This window comes from uncultured Roseobacter sp., from assembly GCF_947491795.1.
GTDB lineage: Bacteria > Pseudomonadota > Alphaproteobacteria > Rhodobacterales > Rhodobacteraceae > Roseobacter.
The window spans coordinates 407,615-427,293 of sequence record NZ_CANLKW010000003.1; the positions used below are offsets into that span (position 1 = coordinate 407,615).

A 19,679-nucleotide genomic window follows, 5' to 3' on the forward strand; every position below is an offset into this window, starting at 1 on the left:
CTATTTCGGAACCGCGTTAAAAGTGAACAACGCCTCGCCGGCGATCGTATAGCCGTTGATCAGCTCAACGGCCCGTTCGCCCGTCAGCCATGTTTCCAGCTGCGCCACCAGATCGTTTTGCACATGCGGATGTTTCTGTGGGTTTACAGGCAGATAGGCGTATTGGTTAAAAAGTGCGGGATCGCCGGAGTAAAGCAGCACCAGGTCCCCCTTGTTCCCAAAATTCAGCCAGCTCGCGCGGTCCGCCAGGATATAGGCATTCAGGCCCGATGCGGTGTTGAGACTGGCGCCCATGCCCGCACCGACCTCGCGGTACCAGCCCGTAAAACTGCCTGCGTCCAGCCCGGCCGCACGCCAGAGCGACAGCTCTTTCTTGTGTGTGCCACTGTCGTCACCACGGCTGACGAAAGCAGGCTTTTCCTCACCGATTTTCTGAAGGGCATCCGCAGCTGACGTGGCGATGCCAACGGCTGCCGGATCGTCAATCGGCCCGACAAAGACAAAATCGTTGTACATGATCTCGCGCCTGTGCGTGCCATAGCCGCCCGCGACAAAGGCTTCCTCCGCAGCACGGGAATGGACAAGAATGGCGTCTACATCGCCCGCCTCGCCCAGTCGCAGGGCCTGACCGGTTCCGACCACAAGCAATTGCACATCGATCCCTGTGTCTTCCCTGATTGCCGGCAAAAGAACATCCGACAGGCCGGAATTCTCAAAGGATGTCGTGACAGCCAGTTTAACTTCTTCGGCAAACACAGTGCCCGAAATCACAGATGCCGTCAGAACGGCAAGCAACCTGACAATCATGCCACGATATCCCCTCTCAGAAAGGCCCCGAGTTCTGCGCTCTCCGGGGCGTCGAAAAACTGTGGTGCAGGGCCGGATGCCCCGATCTTTCCATGCAGCATGAACACCGCATCACTGGCAAGACGCCGCGCCTGACCCAGATCATGGGTTGTCATCACAATCCGTGTGCCGGCGGCAAGGGCATCGCTGAGCAATGCCTCAATGGCCCGGGTCGAAGCACCGTCGAGATTGGCGCAGGGTTCATCCAGAAAAAGCACCTGAGGGCGTCTGATCAATGCGCGCGCCAGCGCTAGGCGTTGTTTTTCCCCACCGGACAAACGGGTGGCCTGCAGTTTCATCCTGTCCTGCAGATCAATGCGCTCAAGCCAGTCGGACACAGCCGCTTCTGTCTCAGCGCGTGGTGTTTTCACCAGGTGCAACGGATAGCGCAGGTTGTCGCCGACCGAGCGCCTGAGCATGATAGGCGTCTGGAACACATAAGCCTGGTGGTGCTGTGCGTGCTCGTCCGGCACGGCCCAGCGGACACGGCCCTCGCTGATCCGCTCAACCCCGTGCATGACCCGCAGCAGAGTGGTTTTACCGCTGCCATTCGGTCCGATGATGATGGTGAGACCCTCTGGCGCCAACGCATAGTCGACAGGCCCGATCAGCCGTTTTCCACGACGCCGCACAGAGGTGTTTTCCAACACAAGAGGCAAAATCGAAGTCACCATCGCCCCTCCCGCTCTGTTCTGGACAGCCAGTGGATCGCGATGTTGACGCCGATGGCCAGTGCAATCAGCACAAAACCAAGCGCAAGCGCGAGAGCGAAATCCCCCCTGCCCGTCTCGAGCGCGATGGCCGTTGTCAGCACCCGTGTTGCGTTGTCGATATTGCCCCCGACGATCATGATTGCACCGACCTCGCCGATGGCCCTGCCAAAACCCGCCAGAGAGGCCGTCAGCAGATTGCGCCGCCCGTCAAGAATGAGTGTCGTGATCCGCTGCCGTCCGGACGTGTTCAGCGAGATCAGGAGATCATGATACTCGGCCCAAAGCTCCCGCATCGCCTGGTGGGTAATCGATGCGATCAGCGGGGTGATGATGATGACCTGGGCAATGATCATGGCCGTGGGCGTAAAGAGCAGCCCCAGCACCCCGAAAGGGCCCGAACGCGACAGCAGAATGTAGACGATCAACCCGACCACGACCGGCGGCAGACCCATCAGGGCATTCAGCAGCGAAATCGTCAGGCGACGATAGCGAAACCGCCGGATCGCGAGCAGCGTTCCCAGAGGCAGGGCAATAGCTGAAGCGATGACCAGCGCTGTGAGGCTGACCTGGAGCGAGCGCAGGCTGATCTCGATCAGGTCTGCATCCAGCGTCATCACCAGCCAGAATGCAGCTGCCAGACCTTCGTAGATATCGTTCATGTGCAGGTCAGCCCGGGCACCAGAAATTGCAAAAAGCGTCCCGGATGAGTAGGCCAATCAGGCAGCCTGTGCAACGCTCGCACCAGTGGTTTTTCCCGGCGTTCCGAATTCAGTGCCCGTCTTTATCTTTGCCTGCAGGCAGCTTGTCCCAGATTTTCTGCAACAGGCTGAGCAGCGCAAAAACACCCACAGCCCAGATCAGCAGCTCATAGGGCGCCGCATCCGTCCCACTCAGCCAGCGCGCCAGCAACCCGCCCTGAGGGCGCAGTTCCTCAATGCCAAAGAGCCCGGAGCGCGGCCAGAGCGACCATGTCCAGAAACGCGACAGGTACAGGATAATCGCGGTCACAAGACACATGAACGCAAGGGTCAGAACGCGGCGCATTATCTGACAACCTCCACTGTGGCAGGGTCCATCTTCAGCACCAGCAGATCGCCCCGCCGTTCCACATCGCCCTCAAGCGAGATGAACTGTGCGACGTGATGATAGGCGCTGGGTGGCAAGGCAGTGCCTTCGGGCCCGGTGATCAACAGAAATTCGTGGCCCTCAACCGGTTGTGTGGTGACAAACACCGGCGGGATATCTCCCAGCAGACACAGGTTGGCACAGGCTTTGTGCGCAATGCCGCGCCCGGGACGCATCGCGCCCGCAAGACATTTGCCGTCACAGATCTCGCCCGCCAGACGCCAGCGGCCAAGCTGCTCAGTCTGCATCTGCGGCGCAGTGCCCTCAACTGCCGACAGGCCATTCCGCCCACCCCGCAGTTGCAGCATTTCCAGATCTCCGCGGTCCAGGATAACGCCTGACACTTTTACCAGCTGCCCTTCAAGCGGGCTCGCGCGCGTCATGATGCTGTTTTTGCCTTGCCCGGACAGCATAAGGGTCTGCCCGTCTGCGATGCGCTCATTGCCTTCGGTCACACGCACAACGGGATAGGGCGTCATCTCCAGCACGCCGGTAACCGTCTGACGCCCGTAGTCAAAACGGAACGCCCCATCACCCGGATCATCCTGGGCGACACCAAGCGCCAGCCCAAGACCCGCAAGCCCGGACACAAAGACCACACAGATCACCATCAGAAACGTGCGCAATGCCTGTGGCGCAGAGAGATATCCGACAAAGAACGGGCTGTTTTTATCGCTCATGCCGGGGCCTCCTGCTGCGCATGGCCGGGCACTGCCACGGGCTCCACGTAGGTGCCCGGCGGATTGGCAGCCGGGTCCACCTGTACCCGTGTGCCATCAAGGCGCAGGTTGTATGTGGGCACTTTTTCCGTGAAGGGCGCAGGAGAACGGCCGGAAGTCACATCGTACTGGAAACCGTGCCAGGGACAGGTCACCAGACAATCGATGATGCGCCCCTCGCCCAGCGGGCCATTCTGGTGCGCACAGGCATTGGATATTGCGCTCAGCGTACCGTCGTTCAGATACACGGCGACGCGCTCGCCCGATGGCAGCAGCCGTATCTTGGCGAACCCGTCGGACATCTCTGAAACATCGCAGATATCAACCCATGCAGCTGCGCGGGCCGCAATGGCCGCATCGGCCCGGCGTTCATGCAGGGCGGCCATCAGATGCAACACGCCCACAGCGACGGCTCCGCCGATGAAAATAACAGTGAATACATGGTTCTGCTGATCCTGCAGGATGCCCAGAGAGACATGCGCCACAACTGAAAGATATGCGGGATAAATCAGGTAGTGAATGCGTTTCCAGACCGGAGGTGTCAGAAACTTCATCCAGAAGTCGTGGCTGGTTGCGGCCAGGATGACCAGAACGGTGAGGGCGAAAATTCCAAAGACCTCGAACGGGAATCCGCCAAGCTGCGCATAAGATGTATTTGCGAACAGCAGCGCTTCGAATTTGTCCGAACTGGAAAATGCGAAATACCAGTTCAGGATGTACGAAGCATGTGTGATCGCCACAAAAACCGTCATCACACCGAAATGGCGGCGGTTGTACAGCAGCGGGAGAAAGCGCTGGTCCAGACGGGCAAGGGGTCCGATGCACAGGATCACCGTCAGCATCACAAAGGCGCAGGCCCCGAAAGCACGGGCGTTGTGAACCTGTGGATTGACAGGCCTTTCATGACTGAGAAGGCCCGGTGCCGCGTACAGGAAAACATACAGAAACAGCGCCACGCCGGCGAGCATCACGACATCATAGATGTATTTGTTGTTGTTCCACTGAACGGGAATGTATTTGACGCTCACTGGCTCACCTCCTGGGCCGTGGACAGCTGCACAGGGGCAATATCTGCAGGCCATGTCTGGCGCAAAACCAGACCTGTCAGAATAATGACCGCAATTCCCACCGGCAGGATCAGACCGACCGCGAAATGCGCGCGGCGCGGTGGTGCGTAGCGCCTGCTCCAGACCTCGCGCCCGCTTTCGTAAACATACCAGCGCCACAGCACGAGCGGCCATATCACAAGGACACCGGGGATCAGCAGAGGTCGAAAAATATACGCACCCTGCGCATCCTCGTCGATCCGGTCCATGCCGACGGTCAGGAATACTGCGGCCACGACAGCCCCGATCATTGCCCAGACACGCAGGCCCATCAAAATGGCTTCAGCTTCGTTCATCGGTCTCCCCGGAAAAGTGGCGTTTGTTGCGCGCAGGGTGCGTCAGAATGCAGAGGATTCAAAATCACATTTTCACTGCCGCTCGGGGAACGGACTGATTTATCGCAGTTGTTGCACAGCAGCGTCGGTCAAGCCGCTCAGTAACCACTATTTTTCGATCAGCGAGACACCGCGCACGGCCCGTACACCCGCCCGCACAATGGCAACCACCGTCAGGACGGTCAGACCCCAGAAAAACCAGGTGATCGGCCCACGGAACAGAATGGCCGGATCGCTTCCTGACATCAGCATTGACTGGCGGAAGTTATCCTCCAGCAAGGGCCCCAGGATAAAGGCAATCAGAAAGGGCGCTGCAGGGATCCGATAGCGTACCATCATGAACCCGACCCAGCCCATCACAAACATCACGCCAACATCAAAGATGTTATTGTTTACGGCAAACACTCCGTAGATGCACAGCACGAGAACGCCCGGGATCAGAATGCGTTTGGGTACGTCCGCCACGTATTTGAAGCCGCGGATCGCCACGGAGCCGATAACAAACAAAAAGACCGAACTGACGATCAGCCCGATAAAGAGCCCGTAGATGATGTCGACATTTAGGATGAACATCATCGGACCCGGCTGCAGCCCGTGGATCATAAAGGCCCCAATGATGATGGCCGTGATCACATCGCCCGGCACACCGAGTGCCAGCAGCGGGATGAGTGTCGCCCCGGCAACCCCGTTGTTCCCGGCCTCGGACGCGGCAACCCCCTCGACTTCGCCCTTGCCAAAGTTCTCCTTGTTTTTGGAGGTGCGGCGCGCTTCCGAATAGCTCAGGAACGCCGAAGGCGCCGCACCGATCCCGGGGATAGACCCCAGGAAAACGCCGATAAAACTGCCGCGTACAATGGATTTAAAGCTGCGGCGGTAGTCGGCAAATGTCACCCAGTTTTTGCCCAGACTGCGCGCTGTTCCCACATGCGCTGTCGGATGCCAGACCATCGCCAGAATTTCAGGAATTGCAAACAGCCCAATCAGTACTGCAATGAAATTCAGCCCGCCCATCATGTTCGGATCGCCAAAGGTAAACCGGTTGGTGCCGTACACAAGGTCCAGTCCGATTGTCGCCAGCAACAGACCCAGCAGCGCCGAGAGCGCACCGCGCAGCAGGCTTTTGCCGGACACACCCGCGATAATGGTCAGTGAAAAGAGGATCAGGGTGAAGAATTCCGGCGGGCCAAAGCTGAGCGCGAAAGAGGCCAGCCACCCGGCAAAGAGAATAAGTGCAAGATTCGAGATCACATCCGCCGTGCAGGACGCCCAGAGCGCCATGCCCAGCGCGCGCCCGGCCTCTCCCTTCTCGGCCATGGGGTACCCATCCAGAATGGTCGCCGACGAGGCCGGTGTTCCCGGCGTTTTGATCAGGATGGCCGGGATGGACCCGCCAAAGATGCCCCCCTTGTAGACACCCAGCAGCAACAGGATTCCGGTGATGGGCTGCATCGCAAAGGTAAACGGCAGGGTCAGAGCAACGGCCATGGTTGCGGACATGCCCGGGATCGCACCGCCGACAACACCGATGGCGACACCAACAAAAAGCGCCAGAAAGGCTTCGATGTTTCCAACGACACTCAGGCCGGCGGCAATACTGTCGAGAAAACTCATGGCAGCCTCAGAAAATTGCCCTGCGGGATCGCAACTCCGGCGACATGCGCAAAGAAGGCGTAGAGCACCAGCGGAATGATCACAGCGCAGACCACTGCGGTAACCGGGTGGCGCGTGCGCACCAGAAAGGCGGTGGCGACAAAGACAAGCATGGAGGTCAGAACCATACCCAGACGCGGCAGCAGAAACATCGTCAGCGCCATGATAACCGCCATGCCCAGCAGCCGCATCCAGGCGGCACCGGCATCCTGTGTCGGCTCATTGACCGGGTTGCCGTCATCCGTCATGCGCAGACCACCCAGCACCAGGCCAAGCCCGACAAGACCTGTAAACCCGGCCAGCGCAAAAGGCCAGAAAAGCGGTGACAGAATGATTTTCTGAACGTTGCTCGGCGAAGATACCCACTGCGGGATCGCCCATAAGACCAGAAACAAAGCCGCGGCGATCGCCCCCAGCCCCAGTCGCATCTGCACCTGCCACTCTGTCATCTGCCATCCCCCTGCCCGAAACGTTAGAGGCGAAAACGCCGGGCTACAAGAAGCCCGGCGCGTGTCGTCCGTCACCGATAAGACCGTCAGCCCTCGATACGCATTCCCAGATCATCAACAAGCTTGCGGAAGGTGTTATACTGACCTTCAATAAACTCGTTGGCCTTTACCGGGTCCATCAGTTCGATGACCGACCCGCGGGATGTCATCTTTTCCAGGAAATCCGCATCTGCCGTGGCTTCTGCCATCCAGGCTCCCCACTTGTCGGCGACGTCATCAGGCAGGTCGTCCGGCCCGGCGATGCCAGTCCAGCCCACAAGCTGATGCAGCGCCGGCTTGCCCAGATCCGCCGCCGTCGGCGCATCAAAGCCAGGCACGGGATCCGGGGTGGTCACCATCAGCGGAACGAGTTGCTTGTTCGCAACAAATCCGGCAAGCGCAGAAGAGTTGGTGCACAGGAAGGTGGCCGTCCCGTTCAGAACTGCCGTGGCCGCGGCACCGCCGCCTTTTTGCGGAATATGTGTCGTCTGTGTCAGCGGCTCCTCGACACCGAACTCAGACAGTACCATAACGGCGGCAATGTGCAGAAGCGAGCCCACGCCAGAGGATGAATATGTAACGCCGCCTTCGGCAACTTTCGCAATCAGATCATCCATGGATGTGATGCCCGAGGAGGGGCTGACCGCGCAGGCCACCGGATTGATTTCGTAAACGGTCACAAAACGGAAATCATCCAGCGTATAGGGCAGCGTAGCCTTCATCGCGGGGTTCACCGAGTGCGAGCCGACACGCGCGAAAAGCATGGTATACCCGTCGGCCCTGGCGTTCTGAACGGCCACGGAACCTGTCGCGCCACCGGCGCCTGTTACATTGGCCATGACCAGCGGGCTGCCGACCGCGTTGCCCAGTGGCTCTGCGATTGTGCGCGCTGAAATATCTGTGGCACCTCCGGCACCGTAAGGAATGACCATGTTGATCGGACGTTCGGGATATTCGGCAACCGCCGCAGTCGCCAGTCCGAGCCCAAGAGCGCAAACCGCGCCAATAGTTCTGAATTTCATCGTTTTCCTCCCAGTTCGATCCATTTTCAGACCTGACGGTTCAACAGCCCCCAGTGCCCTTGACAATTGGTATCGTTAAGACTTCCTTTGAAGAAGCAATATAAAATTACACAGATCGTTAGCTGAGCTAACACAAAAGGCTGTCCCTCATGTCCATCCGAACCCTGCGGACACTGATCGCCATTGACGACCACAAGACGTTCAGTGCCGCCGCCGATGCGGTCTTTGTCACGCATGCCGCCGTCAGCCAGCAGATGCGTGCTTTGGAGGAAAACTGGGGAGTTCAGCTTTTTGACCGGAGCAGACGAACACCGGAGCTTACGCCGCTGGGGCGCGCGCTTGTTGCAAAAGCACGCGAAGTGGTCCGCGCCTATGACCAGATCCTGCCATCCGTTCTGGGTGAAACCGGTGTCAGCGGTGAAATTGCCCTCGGTGCACTGCCCACGACACTGACCACGCTGGTCCCTTCCGTCATTTCGATGCTGATGGCGCGGCATCCCGATGTGCGCGTGCGGCTGTTTCCGGGGCTGACCACCGGTATGGTGTCACAGCTTGAACGCGGCGCGCTTGATGCAGCCCTGATCACCCGGCCGGAAACACTGCCGCCCGGCCTCGCGTTTCACGACATCGCAGAAGAACCCGTACAACTGCTGGCCTCGCAGGATACGGACAGCGATGACCCTTTTGAGCTGCTTGCAAAAATGCCGTTCATTCGCTTCAACCGCGACGCGGTGGTCGGTCATATGATCGAGGCCTGGCTGCAGAAAAAAGGGCTGCGTGTGAACGAAACGATGGAGCTGGAAGACCTGGAGGCGATCTCCAGCATGGTTCAGGCCAATCTCGGGGTCGCAATCGTGCCGCGGCGCTGTGTGCAGATGCGCGCGCCCCTCCCGCTCAAGCGGCTGTCGCTGGGGCCGGATGCGCCGGTCCGCCTGCTGGGTCTGGCGCACCGGCATGACAATCCCCGCACGCGCATCATCACCGAACTGCATGCGCTCAGCCTGCGCGCTGTGGCAGAAAACAGCCCCCATGATATCAGGGCATGACCGGTCAGGAGGCGCTTTTCATTGCGATGGGCGCGGCAGCAGCCGGGTTCATCAATGGTATGGCGGCTTTTGGCACCGCTCTTTTCGCCCTTGGCTTTTTTCTGACGGTGATGCCCCCGGTTCAGGCCGTCGCGCTGAGTGTTACTATGGCAACCATTAACGGCCTGCAGGGGTCCTGGCTCGTGCGGCGCGAAATTGCGGCGCAGAAACTTCGGCTTGCCCGTTTTGTTCTGCCCGGACTGGTCGGCGTCCCGCTGGGTGTATCGCTGTTACAGCAGATCAACGTTGATGTGCTCAAACTGACGATTGCCGCTTTTCTCATCCTCTATGGTGGCTACTTTTCACTGCGCAGGCAGCTGCCGGAGATCGGGCACCGCACTCCCTTTATTGATGGTCTGATCGGTTTTCTGGGCGGTGTTCTGGGGGGGGCCGCCGCTTTGTCGGGTGCGCTGCCCACGATGTGGTGTTCCCTGCGCAGCTGGCCGCGACGCGAACTGCGGGCCGTGCTGCAGCCCTTTAATGTGGTGATACTCTCTTCAACCCTGGCTCTCCTGATCCTGAACGGAGCATTTACGCGCCAGACGCTGATTTTCCTTGCGCTTGCCCTGCCGGTTGCGGTCGTCTTTGCAAAACTTGGACATGCAGTTTTCAACCGCTTGCCGGACCAGGTATTCCGCCGCCTGCTGATCGGGCTTTGTCTTGTCTCAGGCACCGCACTGCTGCTCAGGGAGCTCATATGAAGATTGACCGTATTGAAGTCTTTGTGTTCCGGGCTCCGACGCCTGTGCCGGTTGCGACATCATTTGGGATCATGCGGGACAGACCCGCTGTATTCCTGCGCCTGACGGATGACACGGGCGCCTCGGGCTGGGGCGAGATTTTCGCAAACTGGCCGTCTGCCGGGGCAGAGCACCGCGCAGAACTGCTGATACAGGATATCGGGCCGCTGGTGCTGTCACACAGGTTCGATGCCCCAGCAGACCTGTGGCGGTACCTGACAGAGCAAACCCATGTGCGGGCCCTGCAATGCGGGGAGCCTGGCCCCTTTGCACAGGTGCTCGCTGGTCTCGATACAGCGGTGCATGATATCGCCGCGCGCCATGCGGGACTGCCGCTCGCACAGGCGTTGAACGCTGGGGCGGCAGACAGAGTGCCCGTCTATGCCAGCGGCATTGCCATCAAACAGGCGGCGACCCTGATCCCCGGGGCCCGCGCAAAAGGGATCAGCCGCTTTAAGCTCAAGGTAGGCTTTGACATGGCCGGGGATATCGCGCTGCTCTCAGAACAGGTCGCAGGGTTGAAAGCGGGCGAGGAAATCTGCGCAGACGCAAACCAGGCATGGACACTGATACAGGCCTTGCAGTTTGTCTCGGCTGTCGGTGGCATGGGGCTGCGGTGGCTGGAAGAGCCAATCGCAGCAGACCGTCCGGCGGCGGAGTGGGCCGCACTGGCAAATACAGGCGCAGTACCACTGGCCGCCGGAGAAAACATCGCAGGCATGGCTGCGTTTGACGCAGCTGTCGCAGATGGCAATTTGGCTTTTCTGCAACCGGATGTGGCGAAATGGGGCGGTGTAACGGGATGCTACGACGTGGCACGAAAAGCTCTGGCCGCCCGTGTCAGCTATTGCCCGCATTTCCTCGGGGGCGGCATTGGTCTGCTGGCCTCGGCACACCTGCTTGCCGCTGCGGGCGGTCCAGGCCTTTTGGAACTCGACGCAAACCCCAACCCGCTGCGGGATGCCTTTTTCGAAGAGGAGCCCGTAACAGCCGGGCAATGGGCCGTGAATTCAGCTGCAGGCCTTGGCATCGACGCATTGCCGGAAGCGATTGCCCCCTTCCAGACTCACGCGCTTGAACTCCACTGAAAACACCCCACCATACCGGTGAACAACGCTGGGGGAAAATCATGTACACGCTCTATATGGCCAAAGGCTCATCTGCTCTCGCGGCGCACATCCTTCTTGAGGAAATCGGGGCGACCTATGAGACAGAAGTGCTGTCAGTTCCCGCAGGCGATCACCTGGCCCCGGGTTATCTGGCAGTAAACCCGCGTGGACGGGTACCTGCCCTCAAAACGCCGCACGGCGTGATTACAGAAAACCCGGCCATACTCGCCTATCTCGCCCAGGCGCATCCCGAAAAATCGCTTGCGCCCGAGGATCCGTTTTCCTTTGCACGTGCACAGTCAGCCAACATGTATCTGGCCTCTACCATGCATCCCGCCTTTGCCCACAAACTGCGCGGGGCCAGATATGCCGATGACCCGGCCGCGATTGAGGCGATGAAAGCGAAAGTGCCGGCCAACATCCGCGAATGTGCGCGCCTGGTCGAAGACCACCTGCTGCAGGGCCCATGGGTACTTGGTGCGGATTATTCGATGTGCGATCCGTATTTCTTTCTGGTGCACCGCTGGATGGCCGCCAATGACGTCTCACTGGACGACTTTCCAGGGATCAGCGCTCATGTCCGCGCGATGAAAGCCCGGCCCGCGACCAATGCCGCACTGGCGCAGCATATACCCTAACCGATGATCTCATCCGAGCGGTCGTCAGTTTCACCATACCGGCGCATGACGGCGGGTTTCGTACCTTCGTAAATCCGGTCGATGTTTGCCTCGATCTTTGCGTTCTCACGCTCAAACAGGCAGTCGCCGTTCATGTCAGAGGCAACAATGAATGGCCCCATGCGGCGGGCACGGATGACCCACATGGCCTGTGCAATACCGAGCTCTTCGTGCCAGTGAACGGCCTCGACCGTTTCGACCCCGCGCCCCAGAAGCGCGCCGGTGCCGTACCCGACGGTGGAAAGATAAACGGCACCATTGGGCACAAAGTATTCCTTGTAGTCCTTTGAGGACATCCCGCCCTTGCCGATAATCAGCCGGGCACCGGTCCGCGCAATCCATTCGGGCAGCCATTTGGCAAACCGAAAGCTCGCCGTGGCTGTGACTGCGCCAAGATCAAAGGACCCATCCTGCCGGATCACGGCCGCCGGAGAGCAATGGAAATTAGCCGCACTTTCGGACGGCAGTTCCATCGGGATGTTTGCGTTTTCCTCAAGTGCGCGCATGTAAACGCCTTCGCGCGCAGTATAGATCAGACCATCGAGATAGACGATGTCCCCCAGACGCAGATCGGCAACGGCTTCGGGCGTGGGTGTGGTGCTCAGTACGACTTCGCGCAGGCTCATTGTGCTGCCTCCAGAGCCGGTTCCCAGTCGATGCCCTCGCGCCGCTGATAGTCCGTAAACCAGTCCGGATCAGTCCGGTGTTCCACACGGCCATCGGGAAAGATGCGCGCGACAGCGCGGCGTGACGACAGGCAAAAGGCATGCACCGACATCTGCATGCCACCCGTATGGCAGTACCCCACCTCTATGTTGCAATCGATCACCATGTTTTTCCCGACAAAGCCCATCGCCCCCATGCCGATGGAATTACCCAGTTCTTTGAATTCGTCCTCCAGCGCCGCAATTTTCGGATCAGAGTTCCGGCTGCCTACAACGCGCAGGGTGGACGCGCGTTTGCCCAGCACCATGCAGGTATCCTTGGACCCGCCGAGGCCGATGCCGATGATGGCTGGCTGGCAGGCAAGTCCACGTTTCCCAAAGGCCATCAGGCTGTCCAGATAAAAGCGTTTTATCCCCTGAATGCCGTCTGACGGGAAAAGCATGCGGTAATCCGTCCCGAAAAGGCCCCCTTTGTGCACGGTGATCAGGTCGATCCATTCGCCCTCAGGCTCAAAACCATATTCAATTTCCGGCGCGCCAATGCCGACGTTGTTGTTGTGATCTGTTCGCCAGAGCGGATGCACGCGGTTTGGCCGCAGCGGCACGCCACTTGTCGCATTGGCTGTGGCCCGCCGCAGTGCCGCCTCAAGCGCGACAGGTCCGCCTTCAATGCGGGCCTCATTGCCCATCTTCACAAACCACCTTGGCACACCTGTGTCCCCGCACATGGCCCGGCGATCCTCTTTTGCAGCCTCATAATTGTCCAGCATTGCTTTGAGAACAAAGGAGGACAGATCGCCATCTTCCGTTTTTGAGGCTGCTTTCAGGCCGTCGAGGTAGTCCTGCGGGATTTCAATGGCTGCCTTGTCCATCAGCGTCCCGGCTGTGCTTTCAATCAGACCAATGGGTATCATCCAGGTTCTCCCTTAGCTTACTCAGGCCGACCGGGCCGGTGTTTGCCCGAACCGCTTTCGGGCACGCCTGCCCGCCCGTACAACGGATGCGCACGCACGCATCATTGGGCGGCGACAAGAGTTTCCGGCTCACCTTCCGGCAGGATGGTCTCGCCTGGTTTGACAACGGTAAACTGAACATCCTCGCGGGTCACATCCACGCCGGTTTCTGAACAGCGCGCAACGGTAAAGTAACTTTCCTCAATGGATCCCTCGCCCGGAAAATCCTCGCGGAAATGCGCGCCGCGCGAGTTCTCTCTTTGAAGCGCGGCCTTTGTGATCACCTCCGAGACTTCGCACAGGCTGGCAAGGTTCAGCCAGTCATGCCACGTCAGGTTGAACGCCAGATTGTCCGATGCAACGCCGGTCTGCAGCAGTTCTGCACCGACCTCCCGGATGCGTCCCAGCCCGCGGGTCAGCCCGGACGCTGTGCGCATCACGCCCACGTCCTCCCACATCGCTTCCTGTAGCTGGTTTCGCAACGGCTGCACCAGTGCGGGCTTTTGTTTCAGCGGACGCATGGCGCGGTCCACCTCGGCAGACAGCACGGTCTCATCCGGTTCGCGCAGCGCACCCATATGCCGGATATCAGCGCCCATAACATCACCGGCGATCCCGCCATACACTGTCGAATTCGCAACGCCATTCCCGCCCAGTCGGTTGGAACCATGCGCACCGCCGGCATCTTCGCCCGCCACATACAGCCCTTCGAGCGCTGTGCGCGTGTCTACATCAACCACAACACCACCCATGAAATAATGGGCAGTGGGAACCACCTCGACCAGGCCACCGGCCAGATCAAACCCGCTGTCTGCACAGCGTTTTACCATCCCGCTGAATTTCTGACGCACGTTTTCGGGGCCCAGATGCGCCATCGAGATGAACATGCCCTTTTGTTCCGGATCGTTGTTCTTGCGCATTTCTGCATAGATGCCCCGGCTGACAACATCGCGCGTCGCCCGCTCGCCCAGGCCATCATAGTCGTACATGAAACGGTGCCCGGCTGCGTTCAGGAGCTGCCCGCCGGCACCGCGCAGACCTTCTTCGAGGACCGTGCCGGTCATCCGGCTGTGATCGCCCGCCAGAAGCCCCGTGGGGTGGAACTGCACCATCTCCATGTCCCGCAGCGGCAAGCCCGCGCGCAGTGCCATGGCAAGACCGTCCATCGTCTTGTCACCGCTGGGTGTGTGATACTTGTACATCGTCGGCCCGCCACCCGTCGCCATCAGCACGGTTTTGGCCCGCACAAAGCGGAAACGCCCGGTGCGCATGTCGATCATCAGAACGCCTGCCAGCGCAGAGCCGTCGGCCGTCGGGATCAGGCCGACCGCGCGGTGTTCCTGCAGCTTTTCCAGCGGACGCGACAGCACCTGCTCCATCAGCCGGTTGATAATCTCGATGCCGGTCAGATCCCCTTTGTGCACTGTCCGGTCAGCGGTCTGACCCGCAAAGGCCTTCTGGTGCAGCGACCCGTCCGGGTTGCGGTCAAAAAAACAACCTATTTCGTTTTCAAGTTCGGTAATCCTCACGACTGCCTGCTCACACAGCCGCCACGCCATGTCCTGATCCGGCAGCCATTTGCCGCCATGGATCGTGTCCATGAAATGCCGCTCAACCGTATCACCACCGCCGAGCGCCACGTTGTACCCCCCCTGCACCATTCGGGTGCAGCCGCACTTTCCGATGAGCCCTTTGACGGCTATCGTGATTTTTGTGCCCGGCGGGGCGGACTGCTGGGCATGTAGCGCGGCAAAGAGCCCCGCGCCCCCGGTGCCGAGGATCAGAATGTCCGTTTCGTGTCTGTCGATGGCCTGTGTCATACGGAAATCACCTGAAGAAAAAATGCGCCGGACAGCAGCAGGGCAGCACCAACCGCGCCCGCCGCGAGGGATTTTTGCGGACCACTCCACGGAAGCCATTCCATCGCCATCAGACGCAGCCCGCCTGCCAGGTGTACAGCCAGCAGAAACACCAGGCCGAATTCAGCAATTTTCACAAGCGGCTGATCTGCAAAGCTGAGAAACCGGTCGAGCTTTTCCGGTTGTGTCAGCGCATAGGACAGAACCCAGAAATGCACCGGCAAAAAGAGCGCGAGCGCCACACCCGACACCCGGTGCAGTACAAAGGCGAGCCAGAGCGGATGCGCGCGCGAAGGTCTCATGCGCCACCTGCCCCGGCGGTTACTGCCCAGACGGCTCTCGCCCCCATCGCAATGAGCACCGCAAAAACGGCCCAGGTCAGCGCCGTCAGTGTCTTGCCGGAAATGCCGACGTGTTCATAAACGATCACACGCAGCCCGATTGCCGCATGAACAGACACAGCGGCAACAAAGGTGCCGTAAAACAGAAACCAGAAAACAGAGCCCTGGGTTCTGCCCAGAATTTCACCAGCCGACAGCCCGCCCTGAACGGCCCAGATCATAACGGCGATGTGGCCCAGCGTCAGCGGTGCCATGATCAGCGCCGAGATACGCTGCGCCATGTAAAGCCGGAGATCGAGCATCTGTCAGCCCCGCTTTCTGAAGAAGTTCTTCGCCGTTTCGCGTTTCAGGCCCGCGATGGCCGACATCGGATCAAGTTCATTTGGACAATAGACCGTACAACTGCCCATAGAATGGCAGTTATGGCATCCACCCGTCCCGGACACCGCATCCAGAATACTCTCGCGGGCGTCATGTTTCGCATCATTATAGAGCGTCCAGGCCCGTTGCAGCGCGGCAGGTCCGAGGTAATCTGCATTGCCTGCGACCGTATCACAGGCCGCATAACACACAGAGCAGTTGATACATTCGATACCGGCGCTTGCCTCTGTCCGTTCAGGCCCTGCGGGGTCCACCGGTTCTATCGGATCATAGCGCGAACCACTGGGTGCGTGAACACCACCGGCGGCAACCCATTTGTCAAAAAACGGGTCCATGTCCGCCGCAAGGTCCTTGATAACCGGCAGATTTCGCAACGGCCCGATTTGTACCGCGCCATCTTTCACCACGGTTTTTATATGCGTTCGGCACGTCCAGCGCGGACGGCCGTTCACCATCATGGCGCAGGACCCGCACATACCCACCCGGCAGGCAAAACGATAGGTCAGGGTAGGATCCGCATATTGCTGAATCCATGAAACGACATCCAGGATAGTCTGGCTCTCGTACGCAGGCACCTGAAAGGTCTGATATGCCCCGTCGGAATCACCCCGCCAGACCGACACGTCCAGTTTTTCGGCTTGCGCGCTCACCCGGTGCTCCTGACTTGTGGAAAACAGCTTCGGCAAGGTATAACTTGGAGCACAGCTAACGAGAAGGAATATGTTCTTATGGTTTTCGTAAGCACTGCTTACAATGCAGGCAGCAGTCACCATGGATGATACCGGTCTTGAAACGCTGATCTGTGAACGGTTCGGAGAGGCACCGGAGGTGCCGGAAAGCCTGAAGAAAAACATCGGGCTTTGCCGTATGGCCGGCCGCGGCTCCTGCAGGTCATTTCTGCCAGGCGCTCCGGACAAAGCTGTTCTGAAGACGCTCGCAGCTGTCGCACTCGCCGCGCCCTCGAAAAGCGATCTGCAGCAGCGTGACATTCTGCTCGTCCAGGATGCTCACAAAACCGCACAGCTTAAAGACCTTCTGAAAGCACAGGAGTGGATTGCCGGCGCACCTGCTTTCGTTGTGTTTCTAGCCGACAACCGCCGCCAGCGGCAGATACAGGACTGGCACGCACAGCCCTTTCCCAACGATCACCTGGATGCGTTCTTTAATGCGTCGCTCGACGCGGGAATCGCGCTGAATGCATTCATGACGGCCGCAGAAGCGACCGGGCTGGGATGTTGCCCGATCAGCACGATCCGAAACCACATGTCAGAGGTGCGCGATCTCTTCGGGCTACCGGATCATGTCTTTGCCGTTGCTGCGATGGCGGTAGGCCACCCCGCAGAGCGCCCGCGTATCAGCCCCCGGCTGTCGCTGGAAACAACAGTTCACTCAGATGTCTATCGCGACACCAACTGGCCGGACGTCGCAGAATATGATGCCAGACGGCGCGGAAATTCAGACGCGCCCGCCTGGTCTGAGGCAAAAGCCCAAATGTATTCAAAAACACAACGCACCGGTTTCGGCGATTTTATCCGAAGGATCGGGTTTCGCACTGATTAAGTGCGTACATCAAAGCACAGCATCAAAAGTCTTTTTCAGCTTGCTGACAATCTCGTCCACATGCGCGTCTTCCATAATAAATGGCGGTGCAAGCAGTACGTGATCGCCGTATTGTCCGTCGACCGTGCCACCCATCGGGTAGCAAAGCAGCCCGTTGGCAAAGGCAGTCTGTTTCAGTTTCTTGTGCGTGGCCTTTGACGGGTCAAAGGGTTGTTTGTCTGCTCTGTCCCGGACGACTTCCAGCCCGATAAAGAGACCGCGCCCACGGATATCGCCAATGTGCGGATGCTGTCCAAACTCGGACCGCAGAGCTGCCTGCAGGGTTTCGCCCATTTCGGCACACCGTGCGACCAGCCCGCCTGTCAGTTTGGCGACAACCGCATTCCCGGCAGCGCAGGCCGTAGGGTGCCCGATGTACGTGTGCCCGTGCTGGAAAAAGCCCGACCCGTTCGCGATGGCCTCGTGAATTTTGCCCGTGCACATCATAGCCCCGATCGGCTGATACCCCGCGCCCAGTCCCTTGGCGATAGTGACGATATCTGCTGTTATCCCCTCCTGCGCATGTGCAAAAAGACTGCCGGTGCGTCCCATGCCGCACATAACCTCATCCAGGATCAGCAGAATGCCGTGCCGGTCGCAGATGTCCCGGACCCGTTTAAAGTATCCTTCCACAGGTGCGACCGCCCCAAGCGTGGCGCCGACAACCGGCTCTGCCACAAAAGCGATAACCGTTTCGGGTCCGACCCGCTCCAGTTCAGCTTCCAGCTCATTGGCGACGCGCTGTCCGTAGTCAAACGCGCTCTCGTCTTCCTGTTGCCCCCTGTATGCATAGCAGGGCGAGATCAGCGAGGTATCGACCATGATCGGCGCAAAAGCCTGCTTGCGCCACACATTGCCGCCGGTGGCCAGTGCACCCAGCGTGTTGCCATGGTAACTCTGCCGCCGTGCGATAAAATGCCGGCGCGCAGGTTCGCCTGTTTCAACAAAATACTGACGCGCGAGTTTCAGCGCCGCCTCAACCGCTTCTGATCCGCCGGAAACGAAATACACTTTCTCCAGATGACCCGGGGCCGCCGCAACCAGGCGGTCGGCAAGTTCTTCGGCAGGGTCGGATGTGAAAAAACTTGTGTGAGCATAGGAAAGAGAGGCGACCTGCTCCTGGATCGCCCGGATGACGTCGGTGTCTCCGTGTCCCAGACAGGACACGGCAGCTCCACCCGACCCGTCGAAATACTGTTTTCCATCAGCATCATAGAGATAGACACCCTTACCGGACGCCGCCCGGGGCGGCACCGACTTCGAATTGCGCGCAAAGACATGTGACACTGATCTTTCCCCCGTCTGATGGTCATCACAACTGAAACACATGGCGCTCAAGTTGACAATGCGGTGAAACAAATGAATCATCCGCGTCAGATTCGATTGGGGGATGAATGTCCGGTTCAGCGCGGCTCGACAGCAGAATTTCGGCGCAGTACAGCGACCTGAGCGGTCGTCTTAAACAGGCGGCGGACTATGTGGTGGCGCACCCTTTTGACATCGCCACGAGGTCGTTGCGGTCTGTTGCCGCCGAAAGCCGGATTGCACCGGCGTCTTTTTCCCGGCTGGCGCGTGCACTCGGGTACGACGGTTTTGCAGACCTGCGCGGTGATATCCGCACCGCGATGAACCACCGTGTGAACAGCCAGACCCATCGGGCAGCACAGCTGAGCAATCTGCAAAGTACACCCCAGCGGGACTTTATGGCCGACCACATGGATGCCTGCGTCGGAAATATTCGCAGCCTGCAGGCGCGCATGGACCCACAGATCATGGCCGATACAGTGTCCCGTCTGCATGCGGCACGCACTGTCAAAGTATTCGGCGCCCCCGGTTCATCCGGAATTTCCGAACAACTGACGTATATGGCCAGCCTGCTTTTCGATAACTGGCAGTTTGCAGGCCACATGGGAGCATCTCTGGGGGCGGAAATTGCCGCTCTGACCGATCAGGATGCCCTGATCGTGATTACAAAGCGACCTTTTGCGCCCAGATCAGTGCGTGCGGCGGAACTGGCGCGTCAAAAAGGTACCTTTGTGGTTGTAATTACGGACACGCACACCTGCCCTGCCTTGCAACATGCATCGGCGCAGTTCATCATTCCAAGCGACTCACCAAATTTCTTTTCATCATATACGGCGAGCCTTTTTTTTGCAGAGACCCTGATCGGGATGCTCGCTGGTATCGGCGGGGAAGCGTCCCAGGCGCGGATTGCCGAGGTGGAAAGTAATAATCGCCGTCTGTTCGAAGTGATCGACGGTTAAAA

The 19,679-nt window shown here is 59.3% G+C and carries 23 protein-coding genes; 6 read left to right on the forward strand and 17 right to left on the reverse strand.

Features of this window, described 5'->3' with window-relative positions; all coding sequences use genetic code 11:
- The 10 genes from Q1A34_RS13820 to Q1A34_RS13865 all read right to left on the reverse strand — a co-directional run bounded on the left by Q1A34_RS13820 (position 1) and on the right by Q1A34_RS13865 (position 8,004).
- Positions 1-807, reverse strand: a complete 807-nt coding sequence (locus Q1A34_RS13820; RefSeq protein WP_300035105.1) for a substrate-binding domain-containing protein — start codon at positions 805-807, stop codon at positions 1-3.
- Entirely contained in the window at positions 804-1,520 is a 717-nt protein-coding gene (locus Q1A34_RS13825) for an ATP-binding cassette domain-containing protein (protein ID WP_300035108.1), read from the reverse strand. The genes Q1A34_RS13820 and Q1A34_RS13825 overlap by 4 nt, the downstream gene beginning before the upstream one ends.
- A complete protein-coding gene (locus tag Q1A34_RS13830) occupies positions 1,514-2,218 on the reverse strand; it encodes an ABC transporter permease (protein ID WP_300036681.1) in 705 nt (234 codons plus the stop codon). The genes Q1A34_RS13825 and Q1A34_RS13830 overlap by 7 nt, the downstream gene beginning before the upstream one ends.
- Positions 2,219-2,327: 109 nt before the next feature.
- Entirely contained in the window at positions 2,328-2,603 is a 276-nt protein-coding gene (locus Q1A34_RS13835; RefSeq protein WP_300035110.1) for a hypothetical protein, read from the reverse strand.
- Positions 2,603-3,364 carry a hypothetical protein gene (locus Q1A34_RS13840; RefSeq protein ID WP_300035113.1) on the reverse strand — a complete coding sequence of 254 codons (762 nt, stop codon included), beginning with the start codon at positions 3,362-3,364 and terminating at the stop codon, positions 2,603-2,605. Before Q1A34_RS13840 ends, Q1A34_RS13835 begins: the two co-directional genes overlap by 1 nt.
- Positions 3,361-4,431, reverse strand: coding sequence for a Rieske 2Fe-2S domain-containing protein (locus Q1A34_RS13845; protein WP_300035116.1), 1,071 nt, complete (start codon positions 4,429-4,431; stop codon positions 3,361-3,363). The genes Q1A34_RS13840 and Q1A34_RS13845 overlap by 4 nt, the downstream gene beginning before the upstream one ends.
- Positions 4,428-4,805 (reverse strand): hypothetical protein, encoded by a 378-nt coding sequence (locus Q1A34_RS13850; protein WP_300035119.1) that lies wholly within the window; start codon positions 4,803-4,805, stop codon positions 4,428-4,430. Before Q1A34_RS13850 ends, Q1A34_RS13845 begins: the two co-directional genes overlap by 4 nt.
- Before the next feature lie 147 nt (positions 4,806-4,952).
- On the reverse strand, positions 4,953-6,455 hold the full coding sequence (locus Q1A34_RS13855) for a tripartite tricarboxylate transporter permease (RefSeq protein WP_300035122.1): 1,503 nt from the start codon (positions 6,453-6,455) through the stop codon (positions 4,953-4,955).
- Positions 6,452-6,943 (reverse strand): tripartite tricarboxylate transporter TctB family protein, encoded by a 492-nt coding sequence (locus tag Q1A34_RS13860; RefSeq protein WP_300035124.1) that lies wholly within the window; start codon positions 6,941-6,943, stop codon positions 6,452-6,454. Before Q1A34_RS13860 ends, Q1A34_RS13855 begins: the two co-directional genes overlap by 4 nt.
- An 86-nt stretch (positions 6,944-7,029) precedes the next feature.
- Positions 7,030-8,004, reverse strand: coding sequence for a tripartite tricarboxylate transporter substrate binding protein (locus Q1A34_RS13865; RefSeq protein WP_300035127.1), 975 nt, complete (start codon positions 8,002-8,004; stop codon positions 7,030-7,032).
- A 149-nt stretch (positions 8,005-8,153) separates the two neighbouring features.
- Between Q1A34_RS13865 and Q1A34_RS13870 the strand changes: the two genes are divergently transcribed.
- Genes Q1A34_RS13870 through Q1A34_RS13885 form a run of 4 tightly spaced genes read left to right on the forward strand, consistent with a single transcriptional unit; the run spans position 8,154 to position 11,576 of the window.
- The gene (locus Q1A34_RS13870; RefSeq protein WP_300035130.1) at positions 8,154-9,050 is read left to right on the forward strand and encodes a LysR family transcriptional regulator; all 897 of its coding nucleotides are present in this window, start codon (positions 8,154-8,156) and stop codon (positions 9,048-9,050) included.
- Positions 9,047-9,790 (forward strand): sulfite exporter TauE/SafE family protein, encoded by a 744-nt coding sequence (locus Q1A34_RS13875; RefSeq protein ID WP_300035133.1) that lies wholly within the window; start codon positions 9,047-9,049, stop codon positions 9,788-9,790. The genes Q1A34_RS13870 and Q1A34_RS13875 overlap by 4 nt, the downstream gene beginning before the upstream one ends.
- Positions 9,787-10,917, forward strand: a complete 1,131-nt coding sequence (locus Q1A34_RS13880; protein ID WP_300035136.1) for a mandelate racemase/muconate lactonizing enzyme family protein — start codon at positions 9,787-9,789, stop codon at positions 10,915-10,917. Before Q1A34_RS13875 ends, Q1A34_RS13880 begins: the two co-directional genes overlap by 4 nt.
- 41 nt (positions 10,918-10,958) lie before the next feature.
- Entirely contained in the window at positions 10,959-11,576 is a 618-nt protein-coding gene (locus Q1A34_RS13885; RefSeq protein WP_300035139.1) for a glutathione S-transferase family protein, read from the forward strand.
- Here Q1A34_RS13885 and Q1A34_RS13890 read toward each other — a convergent pair.
- The 6 genes from Q1A34_RS13890 to Q1A34_RS13915 form a co-directional block, all read right to left on the reverse strand.
- The gene (locus Q1A34_RS13890; protein ID WP_300035142.1) at positions 11,573-12,241 is read right to left on the reverse strand and encodes a fumarate hydratase C-terminal domain-containing protein; all 669 of its coding nucleotides are present in this window, start codon (positions 12,239-12,241) and stop codon (positions 11,573-11,575) included. The genes Q1A34_RS13885 and Q1A34_RS13890 overlap by 4 nt on opposite strands.
- Positions 12,238-13,194, reverse strand: coding sequence for a fumarate hydratase (locus tag Q1A34_RS13895; RefSeq protein WP_300035145.1), 957 nt, complete (start codon positions 13,192-13,194; stop codon positions 12,238-12,240). Before Q1A34_RS13895 ends, Q1A34_RS13890 begins: the two co-directional genes overlap by 4 nt.
- 101 nt (positions 13,195-13,295) lie before the next feature.
- Positions 13,296-15,053 carry an FAD-binding protein gene (locus Q1A34_RS13900; RefSeq protein ID WP_300035149.1) on the reverse strand — a complete coding sequence of 586 codons (1,758 nt, stop codon included), beginning with the start codon at positions 15,051-15,053 and terminating at the stop codon, positions 13,296-13,298.
- On the reverse strand, positions 15,050-15,394 hold the full coding sequence (gene sdhC, locus Q1A34_RS13905) for a succinate dehydrogenase, cytochrome b556 subunit (RefSeq protein WP_300035152.1): 345 nt from the start codon (positions 15,392-15,394) through the stop codon (positions 15,050-15,052). Before sdhC ends, Q1A34_RS13900 begins: the two co-directional genes overlap by 4 nt.
- Positions 15,391-15,735: a succinate dehydrogenase gene (locus tag Q1A34_RS13910; protein ID WP_300035155.1), complete on the reverse strand. Its 345-nt coding sequence runs from the start codon at positions 15,733-15,735 to the stop codon at positions 15,391-15,393. The genes sdhC and Q1A34_RS13910 overlap by 4 nt, the downstream gene beginning before the upstream one ends.
- A 3-nt stretch (positions 15,736-15,738) precedes the next feature.
- Positions 15,739-16,464 (reverse strand): 2Fe-2S iron-sulfur cluster-binding protein, encoded by a 726-nt coding sequence (locus tag Q1A34_RS13915; protein ID WP_300035158.1) that lies wholly within the window; start codon positions 16,462-16,464, stop codon positions 15,739-15,741.
- Between the two features lie 103 nt (positions 16,465-16,567).
- Between Q1A34_RS13915 and Q1A34_RS13920 the strand changes: the two genes are divergently transcribed.
- On the forward strand, positions 16,568-17,374 hold the full coding sequence (locus Q1A34_RS13920; protein ID WP_300035161.1) for a nitroreductase family protein: 807 nt from the start codon (positions 16,568-16,570) through the stop codon (positions 17,372-17,374).
- A 9-nt stretch (positions 17,375-17,383) separates the two neighbouring features.
- On the opposite strand, the gene Q1A34_RS13925 is transcribed toward Q1A34_RS13920, so the two are convergent.
- Positions 17,384-18,700, reverse strand: coding sequence for an aspartate aminotransferase family protein (locus tag Q1A34_RS13925; protein WP_300035164.1), 1,317 nt, complete (start codon positions 18,698-18,700; stop codon positions 17,384-17,386).
- 107 nt (positions 18,701-18,807) lie between these two features.
- On the opposite strand from Q1A34_RS13925, the gene Q1A34_RS13930 reads away from it, so the two are divergent.
- The gene (locus Q1A34_RS13930; RefSeq protein WP_300035167.1) at positions 18,808-19,677 is read left to right on the forward strand and encodes a MurR/RpiR family transcriptional regulator; all 870 of its coding nucleotides are present in this window, start codon (positions 18,808-18,810) and stop codon (positions 19,675-19,677) included.
- The last annotated feature ends 2 nt before the right edge of the window (positions 19,678-19,679 follow it).